This is a genomic window from Gordonia sp. SL306, from assembly GCF_026625785.1.
Taxonomy (GTDB): domain Bacteria; phylum Actinomycetota; class Actinomycetes; order Mycobacteriales; family Mycobacteriaceae; genus Gordonia.
In genome coordinates this window covers 5,141,375-5,156,494 of record NZ_CP113063.1, presented here as the reverse complement: position 1 = coordinate 5,156,494, position 15,120 = coordinate 5,141,375, and the positions used below count along the sequence as shown (strand labels likewise).

At 64.8% G+C, this 15,120-nt stretch carries 14 protein-coding genes; 9 read left to right on the top strand and 5 right to left on the bottom strand.

Annotation, left to right across the window (positions count from 1 at the left end):
* Positions 1 to 36: 36 nt before the first annotated feature.
* Complete coding sequence (locus OVA31_RS23620; RefSeq protein ID WP_267628959.1) at positions 37 to 1,494, bottom strand: MFS transporter; 1,458 nt, start codon at positions 1,492 to 1,494, stop codon at positions 37 to 39.
* A gap of 295 nt (positions 1,495 to 1,789) precedes the next feature.
* On the opposite strand from OVA31_RS23620, the gene OVA31_RS23615 reads away from it, so the two are divergent.
* A complete protein-coding gene (locus OVA31_RS23615; protein WP_267628958.1) occupies positions 1,790 to 2,590 on the top strand; it encodes a crotonase/enoyl-CoA hydratase family protein in 801 nt (266 codons plus the stop codon).
* 17 nt (positions 2,591 to 2,607) lie between these two features.
* Here the strand turns inward: OVA31_RS23615 and OVA31_RS23610 are convergent, their stop codons facing one another.
* From OVA31_RS23610 to OVA31_RS23600, 3 genes are all read right to left on the bottom strand, one after another.
* A complete protein-coding gene (locus OVA31_RS23610) occupies positions 2,608 to 4,032 on the bottom strand; it encodes a carotenoid oxygenase family protein (protein WP_267628957.1) in 1,425 nt (474 codons plus the stop codon).
* Positions 4,033 to 4,153: 121 nt separating this feature from the next.
* On the bottom strand, positions 4,154 to 4,801 hold the full coding sequence (locus tag OVA31_RS23605; protein ID WP_267628956.1) for a LysM peptidoglycan-binding domain-containing protein: 648 nt from the start codon (positions 4,799 to 4,801) through the stop codon (positions 4,154 to 4,156).
* A 142-nt stretch (positions 4,802 to 4,943) separates the two neighbouring features.
* The gene (locus OVA31_RS23600; protein ID WP_267628955.1) at positions 4,944 to 5,657 is read right to left on the bottom strand and encodes a ferritin-like domain-containing protein; all 714 of its coding nucleotides are present in this window, start codon (positions 5,655 to 5,657) and stop codon (positions 4,944 to 4,946) included.
* Between the two features lie 153 nt (positions 5,658 to 5,810).
* On the opposite strand from OVA31_RS23600, the gene OVA31_RS23595 reads away from it, so the two are divergent.
* From OVA31_RS23595 to OVA31_RS23565, 7 genes are all read left to right on the top strand, one after another.
* Positions 5,811 to 6,494, top strand: a complete 684-nt coding sequence (locus OVA31_RS23595; protein WP_267628954.1) for a TetR/AcrR family transcriptional regulator — start codon at positions 5,811 to 5,813, stop codon at positions 6,492 to 6,494.
* 176 nt (positions 6,495 to 6,670) lie between these two features.
* Complete coding sequence (locus tag OVA31_RS23590) at positions 6,671 to 7,702, top strand: YihY/virulence factor BrkB family protein (protein WP_267628953.1); 1,032 nt, start codon at positions 6,671 to 6,673, stop codon at positions 7,700 to 7,702.
* Between the two features lie 68 nt (positions 7,703 to 7,770).
* Positions 7,771 to 8,643 (top strand): D-hexose-6-phosphate mutarotase, encoded by an 873-nt coding sequence (locus tag OVA31_RS23585; RefSeq protein ID WP_267628952.1) that lies wholly within the window; start codon positions 7,771 to 7,773, stop codon positions 8,641 to 8,643.
* Between the two features lie 212 nt (positions 8,644 to 8,855).
* Positions 8,856 to 10,157, top strand: a complete 1,302-nt coding sequence (locus OVA31_RS23580; RefSeq protein ID WP_267628951.1) for an ammonium transporter — start codon at positions 8,856 to 8,858, stop codon at positions 10,155 to 10,157.
* 236 nt (positions 10,158 to 10,393) lie between these two features.
* Complete coding sequence (locus OVA31_RS23575) at positions 10,394 to 11,032, top strand: LGFP repeat-containing protein (protein ID WP_267628950.1); 639 nt, start codon at positions 10,394 to 10,396, stop codon at positions 11,030 to 11,032.
* A 292-nt stretch (positions 11,033 to 11,324) separates the two neighbouring features.
* On the top strand, positions 11,325 to 12,110 hold the full coding sequence (locus OVA31_RS23570; RefSeq protein ID WP_267628949.1) for an SDR family NAD(P)-dependent oxidoreductase: 786 nt from the start codon (positions 11,325 to 11,327) through the stop codon (positions 12,108 to 12,110).
* Positions 12,111 to 12,171: 61 nt separating this feature from the next.
* Positions 12,172 to 12,981, top strand: a complete 810-nt coding sequence (locus OVA31_RS23565) for an alpha/beta hydrolase (RefSeq protein WP_267628948.1) — start codon at positions 12,172 to 12,174, stop codon at positions 12,979 to 12,981.
* A 46-nt stretch (positions 12,982 to 13,027) separates the two neighbouring features.
* Here OVA31_RS23565 and OVA31_RS23560 read toward each other — a convergent pair whose 3' ends face one another.
* Positions 13,028 to 14,827: an alkyl/aryl-sulfatase gene (locus OVA31_RS23560; RefSeq protein ID WP_267628947.1), complete on the bottom strand. Its 1,800-nt coding sequence runs from the start codon at positions 14,825 to 14,827 to the stop codon at positions 13,028 to 13,030.
* 27 nt (positions 14,828 to 14,854) lie between these two features.
* Here OVA31_RS23560 and OVA31_RS23555 point away from each other — a divergent pair, with 27 nt between their 5' ends.
* The gene (locus tag OVA31_RS23555) at positions 14,855 to 14,980 is read left to right on the top strand and encodes a hypothetical protein (RefSeq protein ID WP_267628946.1); all 126 of its coding nucleotides are present in this window, start codon (positions 14,855 to 14,857) and stop codon (positions 14,978 to 14,980) included.
* The last annotated feature ends 140 nt before the right edge of the window (positions 14,981 to 15,120 follow it).

Genomic DNA, 15,120 nt, shown 5'->3' with positions numbered 1-15,120 from the left:
TCTTGAGGCTCTCGATGTCGTGTCCTCGTCGCAGCGTCATTCTTCGGTGGCACGCGAATTGGTCAGCGTGAGAGCGCCAACCCCGGTGATCAGCCCCACGACGATGGCCAAGATGGCGTAGGTGATCCGTTCGCCGTGGAAGAAGGACTCGACGAGATCACTGCTCCAGATGCCGGCGGGTAGTTGGGTGGTCACCAGAGCGGCGATGAGAGTGCCGACGACGGCGGTGCCCAGGCTGGTACCGACTTCCTGCGCTGTGTCGTTGAGAGCGGTGCCGATCGACGTGCGGTTGGCCGGCATCGCGTTGACCAGCGCAACGGCGCAGATGGTCATCACGGTGCGCAGACCGATGGTCATCACGACCATCGAGGCCGCGATTGCGGCGTAGCCGTGTTCGACGCCCCAGGCGAGGCCGCCCATCGAGCCGGCGAGGCAGAGCGCGCCGATCAGGCAGGCTATGCGATGACCGAAACGTGCGGCGAGCCACTCCGAGAGCGGTGACGCGACGAGCATCGTGATGATGATCGGTAGGTTCGCCAGGCCGGCCTTGACCGGGCTCCAGCCGTAGGCGTACTGGAAGTGCAAGATGAGTCCGAACATGGTGGCGGCCATCGCGATCGCAGTGCCGGCCTGAGCAATGGTGGCACCGCGGACAGTGCCGTTGGTGAACAGTCGCACGTCCAGCATCGGCGATGCGGTCCGCAGCTCGTGCCACACGAACACCGCGCCGGCGATGGCGGCGCCGACGACGGAGCCGATGGTGAGCGGAGACAGCCAGCCATGCTCGACGCCGCTGGTCATCGACCAGCACGCGAGCCCGATCGTGGTGATGCTGAGGAGCGCGCCGGGAAGGTCGAGCGCATCCTTGGTGAGGCCGTCGGGTCGGTCGGCGGCCACGCCCAATCGAACGCCGATCGCGGCAATCAATGCGATCGGGGCATTCACGACCAGAAGCCACTCCCACCGCACGTGTGCCAGCGCTGTGCCACCGAGTAGCGGACCGAGGACGAAGCCGGCCATACCCACGACGATCATCACCGTCATCGCACGCATCCGTAGCTTCTCGTCGTCGAAGAGACGGAACACGAGTGAGTTGGTGATCGGGGCCATCGCCGCGGCGGCGATACCGAGTGCGGCGCGCAGCGCAATGAGTTCGCCGGTGGTGGACACGGCCACGACGAGAAGGCTCAGTATTCCGAATGCGGCGAGCCCGACCAATAGCACCCGCCGACGTCCGAATCGGTCGGCGATCGACCCTGCAGTCAGTAGTAGGCCACCGAAGGTCAGTGAGTATGCACCGGTCACCCACTGCAGCGCAGTGGTGCTACCGCCCAGGTCGCGCCCGATCGTCGGCAACGCAATCGACAGCAGTGTGTTGTCGACCATCTCGACGAAGAAGGCCAGACAGAGGGCGGCGAGCGGAATCCACGCTGCAGCGAGTGAGGTGTAGGTGCGCGATGGTGTCGACGGCGCGGTCCGTGTGGTGGTGGTCATCGGGATCTCCTTCCCGGGCGGGGATAGCGGAATTGATGCCAACGCTAGGGACCGTCGCTGTCGTGGTTCTGCCACGCGCTGACGCCCGGCTGTCGCGGGCTGTCGTGGTCGGGGGAACCTGATGACCAGGCAGAACCCAGGCGCGGCCGACGGAACGGCGAGAACGTTGCCGCGGTCCTGTCATGCCTGATCACGCATTTGCAGACGGCTCGACTGCCGCAATCCATAGAATGGCCGAGCACGCGACGAGACACGTGCGACACGGCTTGACGGAATCAACACGAGGAGATCGGCGATGGGCGAACACCGGGTTCGCGTCGACGTCAGCGATGACGGCGTCGCAACAGTGACCTTGGATCGTGGCGAGAAGCACAACGCACTGGATCCCGCGATGTTCGATGCGATCCTGGAGACGACCGAAACACTGGCAGTTGATCGTCGAGTCCGCGCCGTGGTCCTTCACGGTGCGGGCAAGAGCTTCTGCTCCGGATTGGACATCTCGGCGCTCGGCCAGGGCGGCGGATCAGTGTCGTTGCTGACCCGGGAGGCAGGTCATCTGGCCAACCATGCACAGCGCGTCTCGACCGACTGGGCGCGAGTTCACGCGCCCGTCATCGCTGCGATCACCGGCAACTGCTTCGGTGGCGGATTACAGATAGCCCTCGGCGCCGACATCCGTTATGCGACACCAGATGCCCGGCTGTCGATCATGGAGGTCAAATGGGGGCTGGTGCCGGACATGGGCATCACGCAGACGCTCCCCCGTCTGGTCGCTGCCGATGTCGCGAAGGAGCTCACCTTCACCGGCCGCATCATCTCGGGTACCGAGGCCGGCACCTTGGGGCTCGTGACCCGCGTCGTCGACGACCCCCTGGCCGCGGCACTCGAGCTGGCCCACGAGATCGCCCGCAAATCGCCGCATGCGGTACGCGCGGCCAAACGACTCTACGACGAGACGTGGAGCGGGGCGGACACGGCAACCGCACTGATGCTCGAGAGCGAGCTGCAGGTCGGACTCATGGGTTCGGCCAACCAACTCGAGGCGGTCGCTGCCGGCATGGAGCGTCGAGACGCTCACTACGCCGACCCGGACTGAGACGGCGTCGGAGCACCTCACACCGGCGGCGGGACCGATTCGTCGCTGATCCAATTGCCGTGGAATCCGAACGGAATGCGTTGTGGCATTGCCACTCGTGCGACATACCCACGGCGGTCGAACTCTTGTGCGTCCATGACGACGAACTCGGCCGTCGCCGCCTCGATGTCGTGGACGAACGTGATGAGCCAACCGTCGTCCTCGTCGTTGCCACCGGGGCGCCCCACGAAGGCAGGCTCGCCGGCGGCTCGGCCGGGCCCGTGGTCGAATACGCGCCGTTCGCCGGTCAGGAGGTCGTGTTTGAGCGTGGGCCAGCCCTGCGAACGGTCCAGTGTCGGTGCCGAGCAGTAGCCGTACCGGTGCTCCTGGAGGCCCACCGATCCCCGGTGCACCGGAAATTCATTGGGTGTCTCGTCGATCACGGTTACCGAACAGGAGCGTCGTCGCGGATTGACCTCCCAGCGCTCCAGCCGGCTGAGTCCATCCCCGAACGGGCCGAAAACATCTGCTGCGAACATCTTCTGGTAGTTGCAGACGTCGATCACCACGGTGCCGTCGGCGCGCTCGAACGCGTTCATGGGGTGAAAGACATAGCCGAGCGGGACGTCGATCCAGACGATATCTGCTGCGGCGGCACCAGTACCGCCATCACCGATGCGCGGCAGCAGACCGATCCGGTTGCCGTAGTCGGGATTCCACCGGAAGGGGAACCGCCCGGTCATGGCGATGTCGATGTCAACCGTGCAGGGCTGGTCGTAGACGATCGCCCAGTTGGGGGTCAGGGACATGTCGTGGAGCATGGTCATGCCCGGTAGCGGGATGTCGAGCGTGTGACGCACTCTGCCATCGGCGCCCACGACGACGTACTGGACGTGATCCATCCACTGCGCCCACGCGTAGACCATCGCATGCAGCTCTCCGGTGTTCGGATCCCGCTTCGGGTGGGCGGTGAACGCACCCGGAAGAGTTCCGTAGAAGTCGTTGCGGCCCAAGGTCTCCAACTCGTAGTCGAGTTCGACCGGGCAGCTACCGGCTTCCATCACTGCCCAGGTGGTACCGGCGAACCCGGCCACATTCGTGTTCGGCCCAACCTGGTTCCCGCTCCAATTGGGGCCGGAGATATCCGGAAGGCTCCGAGCGGCGGAGATCTTCGCCGACCCGACGAGACGATTGCGATACCAGTCCGCCTTGCCGTCGCGCAGCCGGATTCCGTGCACCATGCCGTCCCCGACGAACCAATGGTGTGCGCGCAGATCGAGGGATCTGATGTCGGTGGGGTTGGGCCCGTTGCGGACGTACCGTCCGTTCAGCTCGGCAGGCAACTCCCCGTCGACAGGAAGATCGAATGCAGTGATCTCGTCGGCGACCGGTGCGTAAGGGCCGGACACGTATTCCGTCACATCGGCGAATGCGGTCGCTGTCCCGCGGTCGGTGGTCGACATGGCTGCCTCCTCGACTGAACCGTCCCCCTCGGGCGACAGACAAGGACGGGCTTGTTTCACGGACTCTACTCCGCGGAGGTGCCCAGAGGTACCGGCCGATGGCGTGGGGCATCGCGCGCGACTAGTCGAAGGACGGAAGCCACAGGCGCTGAACAACATTGATGAGATCTGCGTTGGCGAGGAAATTGGTGGCTGCCACCATCTCGATCAAGGTGCGTGTTCGCTCGTCTCCCCCTTCACCGTAATTGTGCTCAACGATCCGCCACAGAGTGTCCCCGACGACCACGGTGTGGCGACGATTCAGGCGAGGCCGGATGACGACCTGACCGTGCTGGGGTTCTCCGTTCACCTGGTGATTGGCGATGGCGAGCATCGTCCACAGGTGGGCGTCGCCGTACCATCGCTCGGCCAGCCTTTCCCACGTCTCCCCCAAGACCACCGTGTGGTGCCCGACGTCGGCGAGGTCGGGGATCACCAGCCACTCGCCGAGGATCAGGTCTCGCTGCGCCGCGCCGTTCGGGATCTCGAAGACCTGGCTCATCGACTCGTCGTGGTAGAAGCGCTGGGCCAGAATGCGTTTGGTCTCTCCGGCGGAGACTTGGTGGCGGAATGTGACGTACGGGATCTCCAACGTCTGACCGATCGAGATCTGATCGGGATTCTTGATCTTGTTGATCGCGCTGATCACGCGGAACAGTCGCCCGTCGCCATAGAAGCGCCGGGCGATCGCCGACAACGTGTCACCTGAGACGACCTGGTACTTGTTCATGGTCCTGCCTTTCGTCGGCGCCACGCTGATGCGCGACGCAAGTCAAGGCTGACCTGGCGGAACGTCGGCGTCGTGAGTAATCGACTACCCGAATCGGTGTCATCGAGCGTGGATGACTGAAGGCGTTGGATTCGTCGTAGCTCTAGACCCTCATCGGGACGCCGTCGAAGACGGACGCGGCGGCGTCGTCGAACAGCTGCATCGTGTCGACGACAAAGGTTCGCCGGGTGACTCCGCACGCGCGAAGTGCAGAACCGTGGTCCACTGCCACCACCACCACGACGCCCAGGGCGAGTGTGCGCCATGCGTGTTTGACAAGAATCCTGGCCGGCGCCCGCATTCCGTCGAAGGCCACGTTGAGCCGACGGCACTGGAACGGGACGTGGTGTCGCTCGTCGTCGAGGATCCGCTCGGACACATCTGTCAGCAGCTCATCGTTTCCACCGTCGGCCAGCGCACGGTAGTAACGCAGCGCAACGATCTCGGCGATTGCTAGTACCATCAGCTCGAGCTTCAAGCCCAAGAGTCGGCGAAGGTGAACGAACACGGTATCCGACCAATGCGCCCTCTTCGTCGGGGCTCCGGCGGACCGAAGTATCCCGGCAAGCATTCGTGCGTGGTTCTGTTCCTCGGCGACAAACAGTCGTATGGCGGTTTCGTAATCGCGATCGCCCACGGTCGCCGCGTTGGCGATCAGGTGGGCGCCGTCGCCGCTTTCTCCGACCTGAAACTTCTGCACGCTCCGCACCACCGCGGGGTGTAATCGGGATGCATGCGTCCAGTCGGGCTCGGGCGCGGCCGTCCGGCGCGCGGCCCTGGCCGTGAACTCCGCGGACCATCCATGCGGTTCAGTCATGTGACAACGGTAGACAGCGTCTGTCCGCGCGAGGCTCAGGCGCACCCACCGGATCCGGCCCGTGCCACTCGTCGGCCCGGGCGCGACGACCGCTCCCGGGGCTTTTCGAGGTTCTGGGGACTCGCCGGGCGATTCGCGTGGGAACGTAGATGTATGACGGACACGGTCGAGGTCGGCGGTAACGCCGAGGGGCAAACGACGACGCGCGGTCGCAAGGCCCGGGCAACGACGGAACTGCTCCTGGACACAGCAGAACGGCTGTTTGCCGAGCGTGGAATATATGCAGTGTCGAACCGGCAGATAGCCGACGCGGCCGGCCAGGGCAATCCGGCGGTGGTCGGCTATTACTTCGACAGCCGACTCGATCTGGTTCGCGCCTTGGTCGAGAGGTTCAACCTGCGCATCGAGGTCGAGCGCGAGGCAATGGTCGATCGAATGGATCGCCGTGCAGGTATCCGCCAGTGGATCGAATGTCAGGTGCTCCCCTTCACCGGCGGATTCGACGAGCTCGGGGCGACGTCCTACTTCGCCAGATTCTGTGCCCAACTCATCGCTGACCCCGAACTGCGCAGCATCCTGCTCGACGAATCGCTGGTGTCGTCTCCGACCAATCTGCTCACTTACCAGGGACTGGTGGAGACGCTGCCGTTTCTGCCACCGCAGCTGCGTGCCGAGCGCGCGGAGTGTGCCTTCTTCCTCACCGTCGGGATGTGCGCGGACTTCGAACGTGCACGCGCCGCCGGAACCCCCACAGCTCGAACCACCTGGGACGAGCTCGCCCTCGGCCTCGTCGACTTGCTGGTGGGCGTCTGGACCGCACCTGTGTCACCGGGGTGACATGATCGCCGGGCGTCATTGCCCCACTGAGTTGTCGGCATCGCTGCCACCGGCGTGTACTGCGCGTTCAGCGAGGCAAACCCCGTAGACTCGGCGCCGCCACGGCCCCCGATTGCCGGCGCCTGTCAGACGGCTGCGGCGGTGAACGCGTTGGGTTCGACGGAAAGGTGGCGCGGGTGTCGTTGTCAGACCGCATCGACAATTTCCAGCGCAGGTACCCGAAGTCCGGTTTTCCGTTGGCCGTCGCCTACAAATTCTTCGACGACCAGGGCGGCTATCTTGCCGCGCTCATCACCTACTACGGATTCATCTCGCTGTTTCCGCTGCTGCTGGTACTCACCTCGGTGCTCGGTTTCTTGCTCGAGGACAACCCGGACCTCCAGGAACGGATCGTCGACTCGGCACTCTCGCAGATCCCGGTCGTGGGCGAGCAGTTGGGCGAATCAGGACAATTGAGCGGCAGTTCGACCGCGGTGACCATCGGCGTGGTGAGCGCGATATACGGCGCCCTCGGCGTCTCCGTGGCGATTCAGAACGCGATGAACATCGTATGGGCCGTCCCACGCAACGAGCGGCCGAATCCGATCCGCGTACGGATCAAGGGCTCGATGCTGCTGTCGACGGTGGGCTTGGCGGTCATCGGCCTGACGGTGCTCAACGGCGTCACCGCCGCCATCGACCTCGGAGGCGACGGTCGAGTGCTCGCGATGCTCGGGTCGTTGATCCTCTACACCGCCGTGTTCGTCGTCGGGTTCCGGTTCGGCACCGCTCGCCCGGTGAGTATCCGGGACGTGTTCCCGGGAGCGCTGGCCGCTGCTGTCGGGTGGCAGGTGTTGCAGACGTTCGGCAGTGTCTTCGTCCAGCGCGTCATCGCCAATGCCAGTGCCACCAACGGCGTTTTCGCAGTCGTGCTCGGTCTGCTCGCATTCCTCTATCTGGCCGCGGTGATGGTGGTGATCTGCCTCGAGTTCAATGCAGTGCGGGTCGACCGCCTCTATCCGAGGTCGCTGCTGACCCCGTTCACCGACAACGTGGTCCTCATGCCCGGAGACGAGGCGGCCTACTCGGCGCAAGCGCAGGCCCAGCGCAGCAAGGGATTCCAGGAGATCGACGTGAGTTTCGACAATCCTGCCACCGGCAGGACGCCCGAACACCAGGACCCCGACGACGACCGATCCGACGCCGATGGGAGCGACGAACAGCATTAGGCGGTGCCCACACCGCGCGAACGCGAACATAGGCGCTGGGCACGCGATGCTGTGCCATGCTGGGATTCGTGACGGCAGCAGATGATCTCGACGGCGTGCGACTCGGCTCGGTCCATGGGCTCGATGCGATCCTCGTTGCCACCCCGCATGCCACGGCTGCCATCTCGGTGTTCGGCGGTCAGGTGCTGTCGTTCGTCCCGGCAGGCACGGCCGATGACGTGGTCTGGGTGTCCCCGCTCGTCGCTCCCCCGCCGACGCCTATTCGCGGTGGAACACCGGTGTGTTGGCCGTATTTCGCGCGTGAAGGGCAGACCGGTGACGTGCCCTCGCACGGCTACGCGCGCACCGCGCGGTGGTCGATCGTCGCCGGACACACGACCGAATCCGGCGGTACAGAACTCGAACTGGAACCCGAGGGTCTGGGGCACCTCCCCCTGACGCTGCGCATGACGGTTCGTGTCGGTGTCACGTTGGAGCAGGGACTGCACACCCACAACCCAGGTGACGCGACGGTCGCGATGACCGAGGCGTTCCACAACTACTTCCGTGTGTCCGACGTCGGACGTGTCCGTGTCGAAGGTCTCGACGGACTGACCTACCTGGACAAGTTCGATGACTTGCGATCCCACCCTCAGCGCGGCGATTGGGCTCTCCCGCACGATGACCCACGCAGCGACCGGGTATACCCTGGCGCCCCGGGCCACTACCGACTCGTCGATCCGGGTCTCCGACGAACGATCGAGGTGTCGGTGCGGGGCGGGCAGACCGCCGTGGTGTGGAATCCAGGTGAGGAAGTCGCGTCGGGCATGGCCGACGTCGGGCCCCATTGGCGGGAGTTCATCTGCGTGGAGGCCGCCAACGCGGGACCAGATGTGGTCGAGGTGCCCGCCGGCGGTGACCATTCACTGTGGCAGACGATCTCGGTGTCGGGATTCGAGTGACCGCGGATCGCACGTTTGAGCGGCCGGCTCTTCTGGCCGCAGTTCCGCGTTCTGGCCGCAATTTCGGCTCGAAGCCGGATTCAGGAGGTGCGGCCGGAATGCGTTTGCGCCCGTTATGTACCGATTGTCGGGTTCGTGCCGGTCTAACCAACTGCCGCGCAACGTCATCGAGCCGATAGACTCGCGACGCTCGCACGCGACGGAAGGCAGCCATGTTCCCGAAGTACGGTGTCCCCGACAGCGCCAACACGGCATGGATGCTCACGGCGTTCGCGCTCGTACTGCTCATGACCCCTGCCCTCGCCTTGTTCTACGGCGGCATGGTCAGGTCCAAGAGCGTCCTGAACATGATGATGATGTGCCTGTCGGCGATCCCGATCGTCTGGATCATCTGGGTCGTGGTGGGCTACTCACTCGCGTTCGGCGACGATCACGCCGGGCTGATCGGTAGCTTCGGCTCCTTCCCCGGCCTCCATCACACGTACGGCCACGATCCCGCGCACCCGACGGGTATACCCCTCGTCGGGACGATCCCGGCAATCCTCTTCGTCGCATTCCAGGCCGGCTTCGCGATGGTGACGGTCGCGCTGATCGCGGGTGCCGTCGCCGACCGTATGCGTTTCGTCTCGTGGGTGATCTTCGCTGCGGTCTGGTCATTGGTCGTCTACATCCCGATTGCCCATTGGGTGTTCAGCGCGCCCGGCCTGACCGAAGGGAGCGGCGGCTGGATCGTCTCCCACCTCAAGGCGATCGACTTCGCCGGTGGGACGGCGGTCGAGATCAATTCGGGTGCTTCGGCGCTGATCCTGGCACTGTTCCTGGGGCGCCGCCGCGGCTGGCCCAAGGATCCGATGCGACCGCACAACCTCCCGTTCGTCATGCTCGGTGCCGGTCTCCTGTGGTTCGGATGGTTCGGCTTCAATGCGGGTTCGGCGTTGGAGGCGAACGGTTCGGCCGCGATGATCGCGGTCAACACGCTGGGGGCCGGCGCCGCATCGATGGTTGCGTGGCTCGTCGTCGAGCAGGTACGCCACGGCCGTCCGACATCCTTCGGTGCGGCATCGGGTGTGATCGCGGGCCTCGTCGCGATCACACCCTCCTGTTCGGCGGTGACTCCCCTGGGCGCGCTGGCAGTCGGGGCGGTGGCGGGTGCGGTCAGTTCGTACGCGATCGAATTGAAGTTCCGCTGGCGGTATGACGACTCGCTCGACGTGGTCGGCGTGCATTTCGTCAGCGGCGTCGTCGGCATGCTGATGATCGGGCTCGTCGCCTCGCATTCGGCGCCGGCCGGTGTCGACGGACTCTTCTACGGTGGCGGTGTCGATCAACTGTGGCGGCAGGCCGTCGCGGTGGTCGCCGTACTCGCGTACGCCGCTGCGGTCACGTGTGTCATCGCGCTGGCCCTCAGATACACGATCGGGCTGCGGGCCGACCGCGAGCACGAGATCGACGGAATCGACGACGGCCAGCATGCTGAGTCCGCCTACGATTTCCACCCGCCTGGTGGCGGATAGCGAGTCACGTTCGAAACCGGTGTGTGCAGCAAGAGGATTCGGAGCTTCGCCGCAGCCGAGGGGCCGGCAACCGGCTGCTCAACCACACCGCTTGATCCGGCAACCCGTTCCGGGTGATTGATTCTCTCTGGCAAACCACATATTTGCCGTAGATGAATTTTCTGGTTACGGTCCTTCCGGGTGCGCGTCGTGCGTCGACCCACAGGTAAGTGCTCTGAGAAACCGAAAGGGAAATCATGAAGCAAACCATTCGACGGGTCGTCGCGGTCGCCGCGGCTGCCTCCATCGCGGCGCTGGGCGTCGCAGGTTGTAGCGACGACAGCAGCAGCGACTCGTCGGCGTCGTCGGCGTCGTCGGCGGTGATGGGTTCGGAGTCGGGGGCATCGGGCTCCGCCGAGGCATCCGGCGAGGCCTCCGGTGCGAACGGTTCCGTCGAACTGACAGCTGCCGACGGCACCAAGGTGACGCTGTCCGGCCCGATCGCGGCGAAGTATCAGACGGCCACGGAGAAGCAGAAGACCGACCTCGGCGCTCCGAAGACCGGCGCGGATGCCTCGGGCACCGGGGACAACGGTGTGGTGTTCCAGCAGTTCGACGGCGGGGTCATCACCGCCAAGAACGCTGACGCCGGTACACCTGCGTACATCACATGGGGCAAGATTCGCGATGCGTGGAACGTCACGCGCGACGAGACGGGCAAGCCTGCGCCGGATGGCAAGGGCGGCTCGCAAGGACCACTCGGCGTCGCCACCAGCGACGAAACCGACGCGGATGGCGTCAAGACGTCGACGTTCGAACATGGCAAGATCACTTGGACCGAATCAACCGATCAGGTGGAGGTCACCGTCAACGGCACCGTGGTGCCGCCTCAGTAGCGGTCGATCTCAGTCTGCGCCCCATCCGCATCTGACGCGGATGGGGCGCATTCGTCTTTCGCCTCGCGAAACGAACTCTGCGTAATCGTCTGCGAGAGTGCGAGATGCCGCTGCTTTCGGCCCGATGAAGGCGATCTCTCGAGTTGGTGCTCCTCGTGCCCGGAAGCAGGCTAAAGTCCCCAATATGTAGTCGCGCCAGGGCGGATTGAGCACCCGACCGACCGCTCTATGCCTGGTCGCCGCGATACCCGGGTGGCCCACCGAACAACCACCTTCGACGGGCGGATATGGGATGGACCTCGGTCTTGCTGGAAGGCTCGCAGTTGTCACCGGAGCGAGCAAGGGCATTGGACTGGAAGTGACAACCGCGTTGACCGACGAGGGAGTTCACGTCGTCGCCGGTTCACGAAGCCGGGGCCCCGAACTGGCGACACTGGAGGACGCGGGCCTCGTCACCTATGCGGCGGTCGATCTGTCGACGCCAGAGGGGCCGATCGAGCTGATCAACCGCGCCGAAGAGCTGGGCGGTGTCGACATCCTCGTCAACAATGCCGGCGCGGTGACACCGCGTCCCGATGGGTTCATCAGTGTCACAGACGAACAGTGGCTGGCGTCCTGGACACTCGGGGTGATGGCAACGGTCCGAACCACCAGGGCTGCGATACCGCAGCTGATCAGACGCGGTGGTGGATCGGTGGTCACGGTCGGTTCGGTCAACGCGTTCCTGCCGGATCCCGGCGTGGTCGACTACAGCGCCGTCAAGGCTGCGGTGACAAACCTCTGCAAATCCCTGTCGAAAGAGTACGGCGCGCAAAATATTCGGGTGAACACGATCAGCCCGGGGCCCGTCGCGACCTCGCTGTGGCTCGGTAAAGGCGGGGTGGCCGAGTCGATCGCACGCGCCGCAGGCGGATCGGCCGACGACGTTGCGCAGCATGCGGCGGCAGAGTCCGTGACGGGACGTTTCACCACGCCGCAAGAAGTGGCCGACCTCGTCGTGTACCTGGCGAGCGACAGGTCGGCGAACGTGACCGGCGCCGACTTCACGATCGACGGCGGGTTGATCACCACGCTGTGATCGACCGGACCACAAGACCCTTCACCACTTCGCCCAACCCATCGACGATCGGACCGAACTCATGAGCGCCAGCGTGAACAAGAGCAACCCGATTCTGTTCATCCACGGCCTGTGGATCCACTCGAGTGCCTGGGCCCCCTGGATCGATTACTTCGGCAAGCATGGCTACGCTGCCACGGCCCCCGGATGGCCAGGCGACGGCGACACGGTGGAGCTGACGCGCGCCAACCCCGACGGCATGAATGACGTTGGGATACAAGAGATATGTGAGCACTATGCCGACCTGATAGGGACATCGGACGTCAAGCCGATCGCGATCGGGCACTCGTTCGGAGGGCTGATCGCGCAGGAGTTGCTCGCCAACGATCTGGTCGCGGCGGCGGTGGCGATCGATCCCGCGCCCATCAAGGGCGTCAAGGCCCTCCCCTTCTCCCAGTTGAAGGCGGCGTTCCCGGTGTTGTCGAATCCGGGTAACCGAAAGAAGGCCGTGTCGTTGACGGCCAAGCAGTTTCACTACGGGTTCGGGAACACCCTCAGCGAGGAGGCGTCGGACGAGCTGTTCGAGAAGTGGACGATCCCGGGACCGGGCCGCCCGCTGTTCGAGGACGCCACCGCAAACTTCCACCGTGCATCACCGGCTGCTGTGGAGACCCATGATGCAGTTCGGGGGCCGCTGCTGTTGACCTCTGGCTCCGATGACCACACTGTCCCGGCAAAGGTCACTCGCGAGGTGTTCGAGATGTATTCCGGCGGCGTATCGGTCACCGAGTATCAGGAGTTCGAAGGTCGCGGGCACTCACTCACGATCGACGACGGCTGGGAAGAGGTCGCGAGCGCAGCACTGACGTGGCTCGGCGACAAGGGACTTTGATCACCCCGACGGCGTGAGACGGGGCGATCGGCGAAACCGGGTGTGATCAGGGTGTGACGATCGCGAAGCCGGGGTCGGCGTCGTCGGTCAGTTCGACGATCCTCGTGATCGCGGTCGCGTCGCCATCCATGGAGATTCCATCGGTTCCGGCGCCGGCCAGGAGACCGAGCAACTGTGGCTTTGTCAGCGTCACCACGAGGTCTGCCGGATCGGACCGGCGCGTCGGATGGTGGACCAGGACACCGTTGGACAACTCCATCCGGTAGGTCTCGTCGACGTCGGTGAAGTGCCAGCGGATGGTCGCCGTCACATCCCAGGCACGCGGTCCATCGATCCGGATGGCGAAGCTGTCGAAGACCTGAGTGATGGTGAGTGCCGTCGCCATCCCTGCCGAGCTGACCTCCGCGGGATGGGGTGGACCATTGACCTCACTCGCCCCGACGAGATAATTGTTACGCCATGTCGCGCATTCGGACCCGTAGCCGAGCCGCGTCAATGCGTCCGTGAGCACCTCCTTCGCGCCCGCGTGACCTGGCTCGGCGAAAACTGCGTGACTCGCGAGTTCGGCGGCGAAGCGCAGATCGCCCTCGTCGGCGAACTCTTTCGCTTTCGCGACAGCTGCGTCGACCCCTCCGATCGCGCGGACATATCGGGCTCCCGACGCCTCCGGCGGGTGTTGCCACAGATGCGCCGGATTGCCGTCGTACCAGCCGAGATAGCGCTGATAGATGGCCTTCACATTGTGGCTGACCGAGCCGTAATACCCGTGGGTGTGCCACGCCGCGTCCAGCGCCGGCGGCATCTGGAAGTCCTCGGCGATCTCGGTGCCGACAAGGCCTTGGTTCAGCTGGCGCAGCGTCTGGTCGTGCAGGTATGCGTAGAGGTCGCGCTGTTCTGTGAGGTATCGGATCAGGTCGTCGGTACCCCAGGTCGGCCAGTGGTGCGAGGCAAACGCGACGTCCGAGTCGTAGGCGAACATCTCGATGGCCTCGGCGAGGTACCGCGACCAATTGCGGGCATCGCGCACCTCTGCCCCCCGCAACGTGAGCAGGTTGTGAAGGTTGTGTGTCGCGTTTTCCGCAAGGCAGAGCGCGCGGTGATCAGGGAAGTAGAAGTTCATCTCCGACGGGGCCTCGGTGCCGGGGGTCACCTGAAACACCATGCGCACGCCATCGAACGTTTCCTCCTGCCCGGTGTGCGTGATGTCGAGCGTGGGGGCGAGGAGGCCGACGGACCCGGTGGATGTGCCCGATCCGAGACCTGCGCCCAGCGTGCCGGTTGCGCCGACCGGGAGCACGATGCCGGTGTGAAACATCCCGCGCCGCAGCATGGCTCCGCCGGCGTAGACATTCTCGGAGACCGCATGCTCGAGAAAATGCTCGGGCGCCACGATCGGCACGTCGGTGTCGGCATCGACGACGCCGAGTACACCGCCGAAGTGATCGATGTGGGAATGCGTGTAGATGACGGCGGCGACCGGACGGTCACCGCGATGTTCGCGATAGAGGGCAAGACCGGCCGACGCACACTCGGCGGACACCAGCGGGTCGATGACGACAACACCCGTGTCACCCTCGACGAGGGTCATATTCGACAGGTCGTAGCCGCGGATCTGGTAGATGCCGGCAGTGACCTCGAAGAGGCCGTGGATCGCGGTCAGTTGCGCCTGGCGCCACAGGCTCGGGTTCACGGTGTCGGGACACTCCCCGGTGGTCGCCGAGGCGAAGCCCGCGGCGTCGTACACCAGTCGACCGTCATCGGCGTGGATCTGAGCGGGTTCCAGTGTGGCGACGAGGCCGCGGTTGGCGTTGTCGAAGTCGGTGCGATCGGCGAAGTCAGCGGACATCTGCACTCCTCACAGAGATGATGCGTGATGACCAACGCTATCGCTTCACAGCGCCGTCAGTGGCGGTTTGAGCGCCTGCTCGTTGTTGATCGGGTGGCATTGCTGCCACTGGCCGCGCCGACGTCGGATGTGCCAGTATTCGATCATCAGTGAGGGATTCAGTCGTCAATTTCTGCGCCGCCTTGGCGTTCGAGGTGCTCCGGATTCTGCCTGCATCGTCTGGGGCCTTACTCCCTCTGCTCGACAGTCGCCGACTACCCCCTCGTCAATCGGCACGACCTGTATCGTCACCA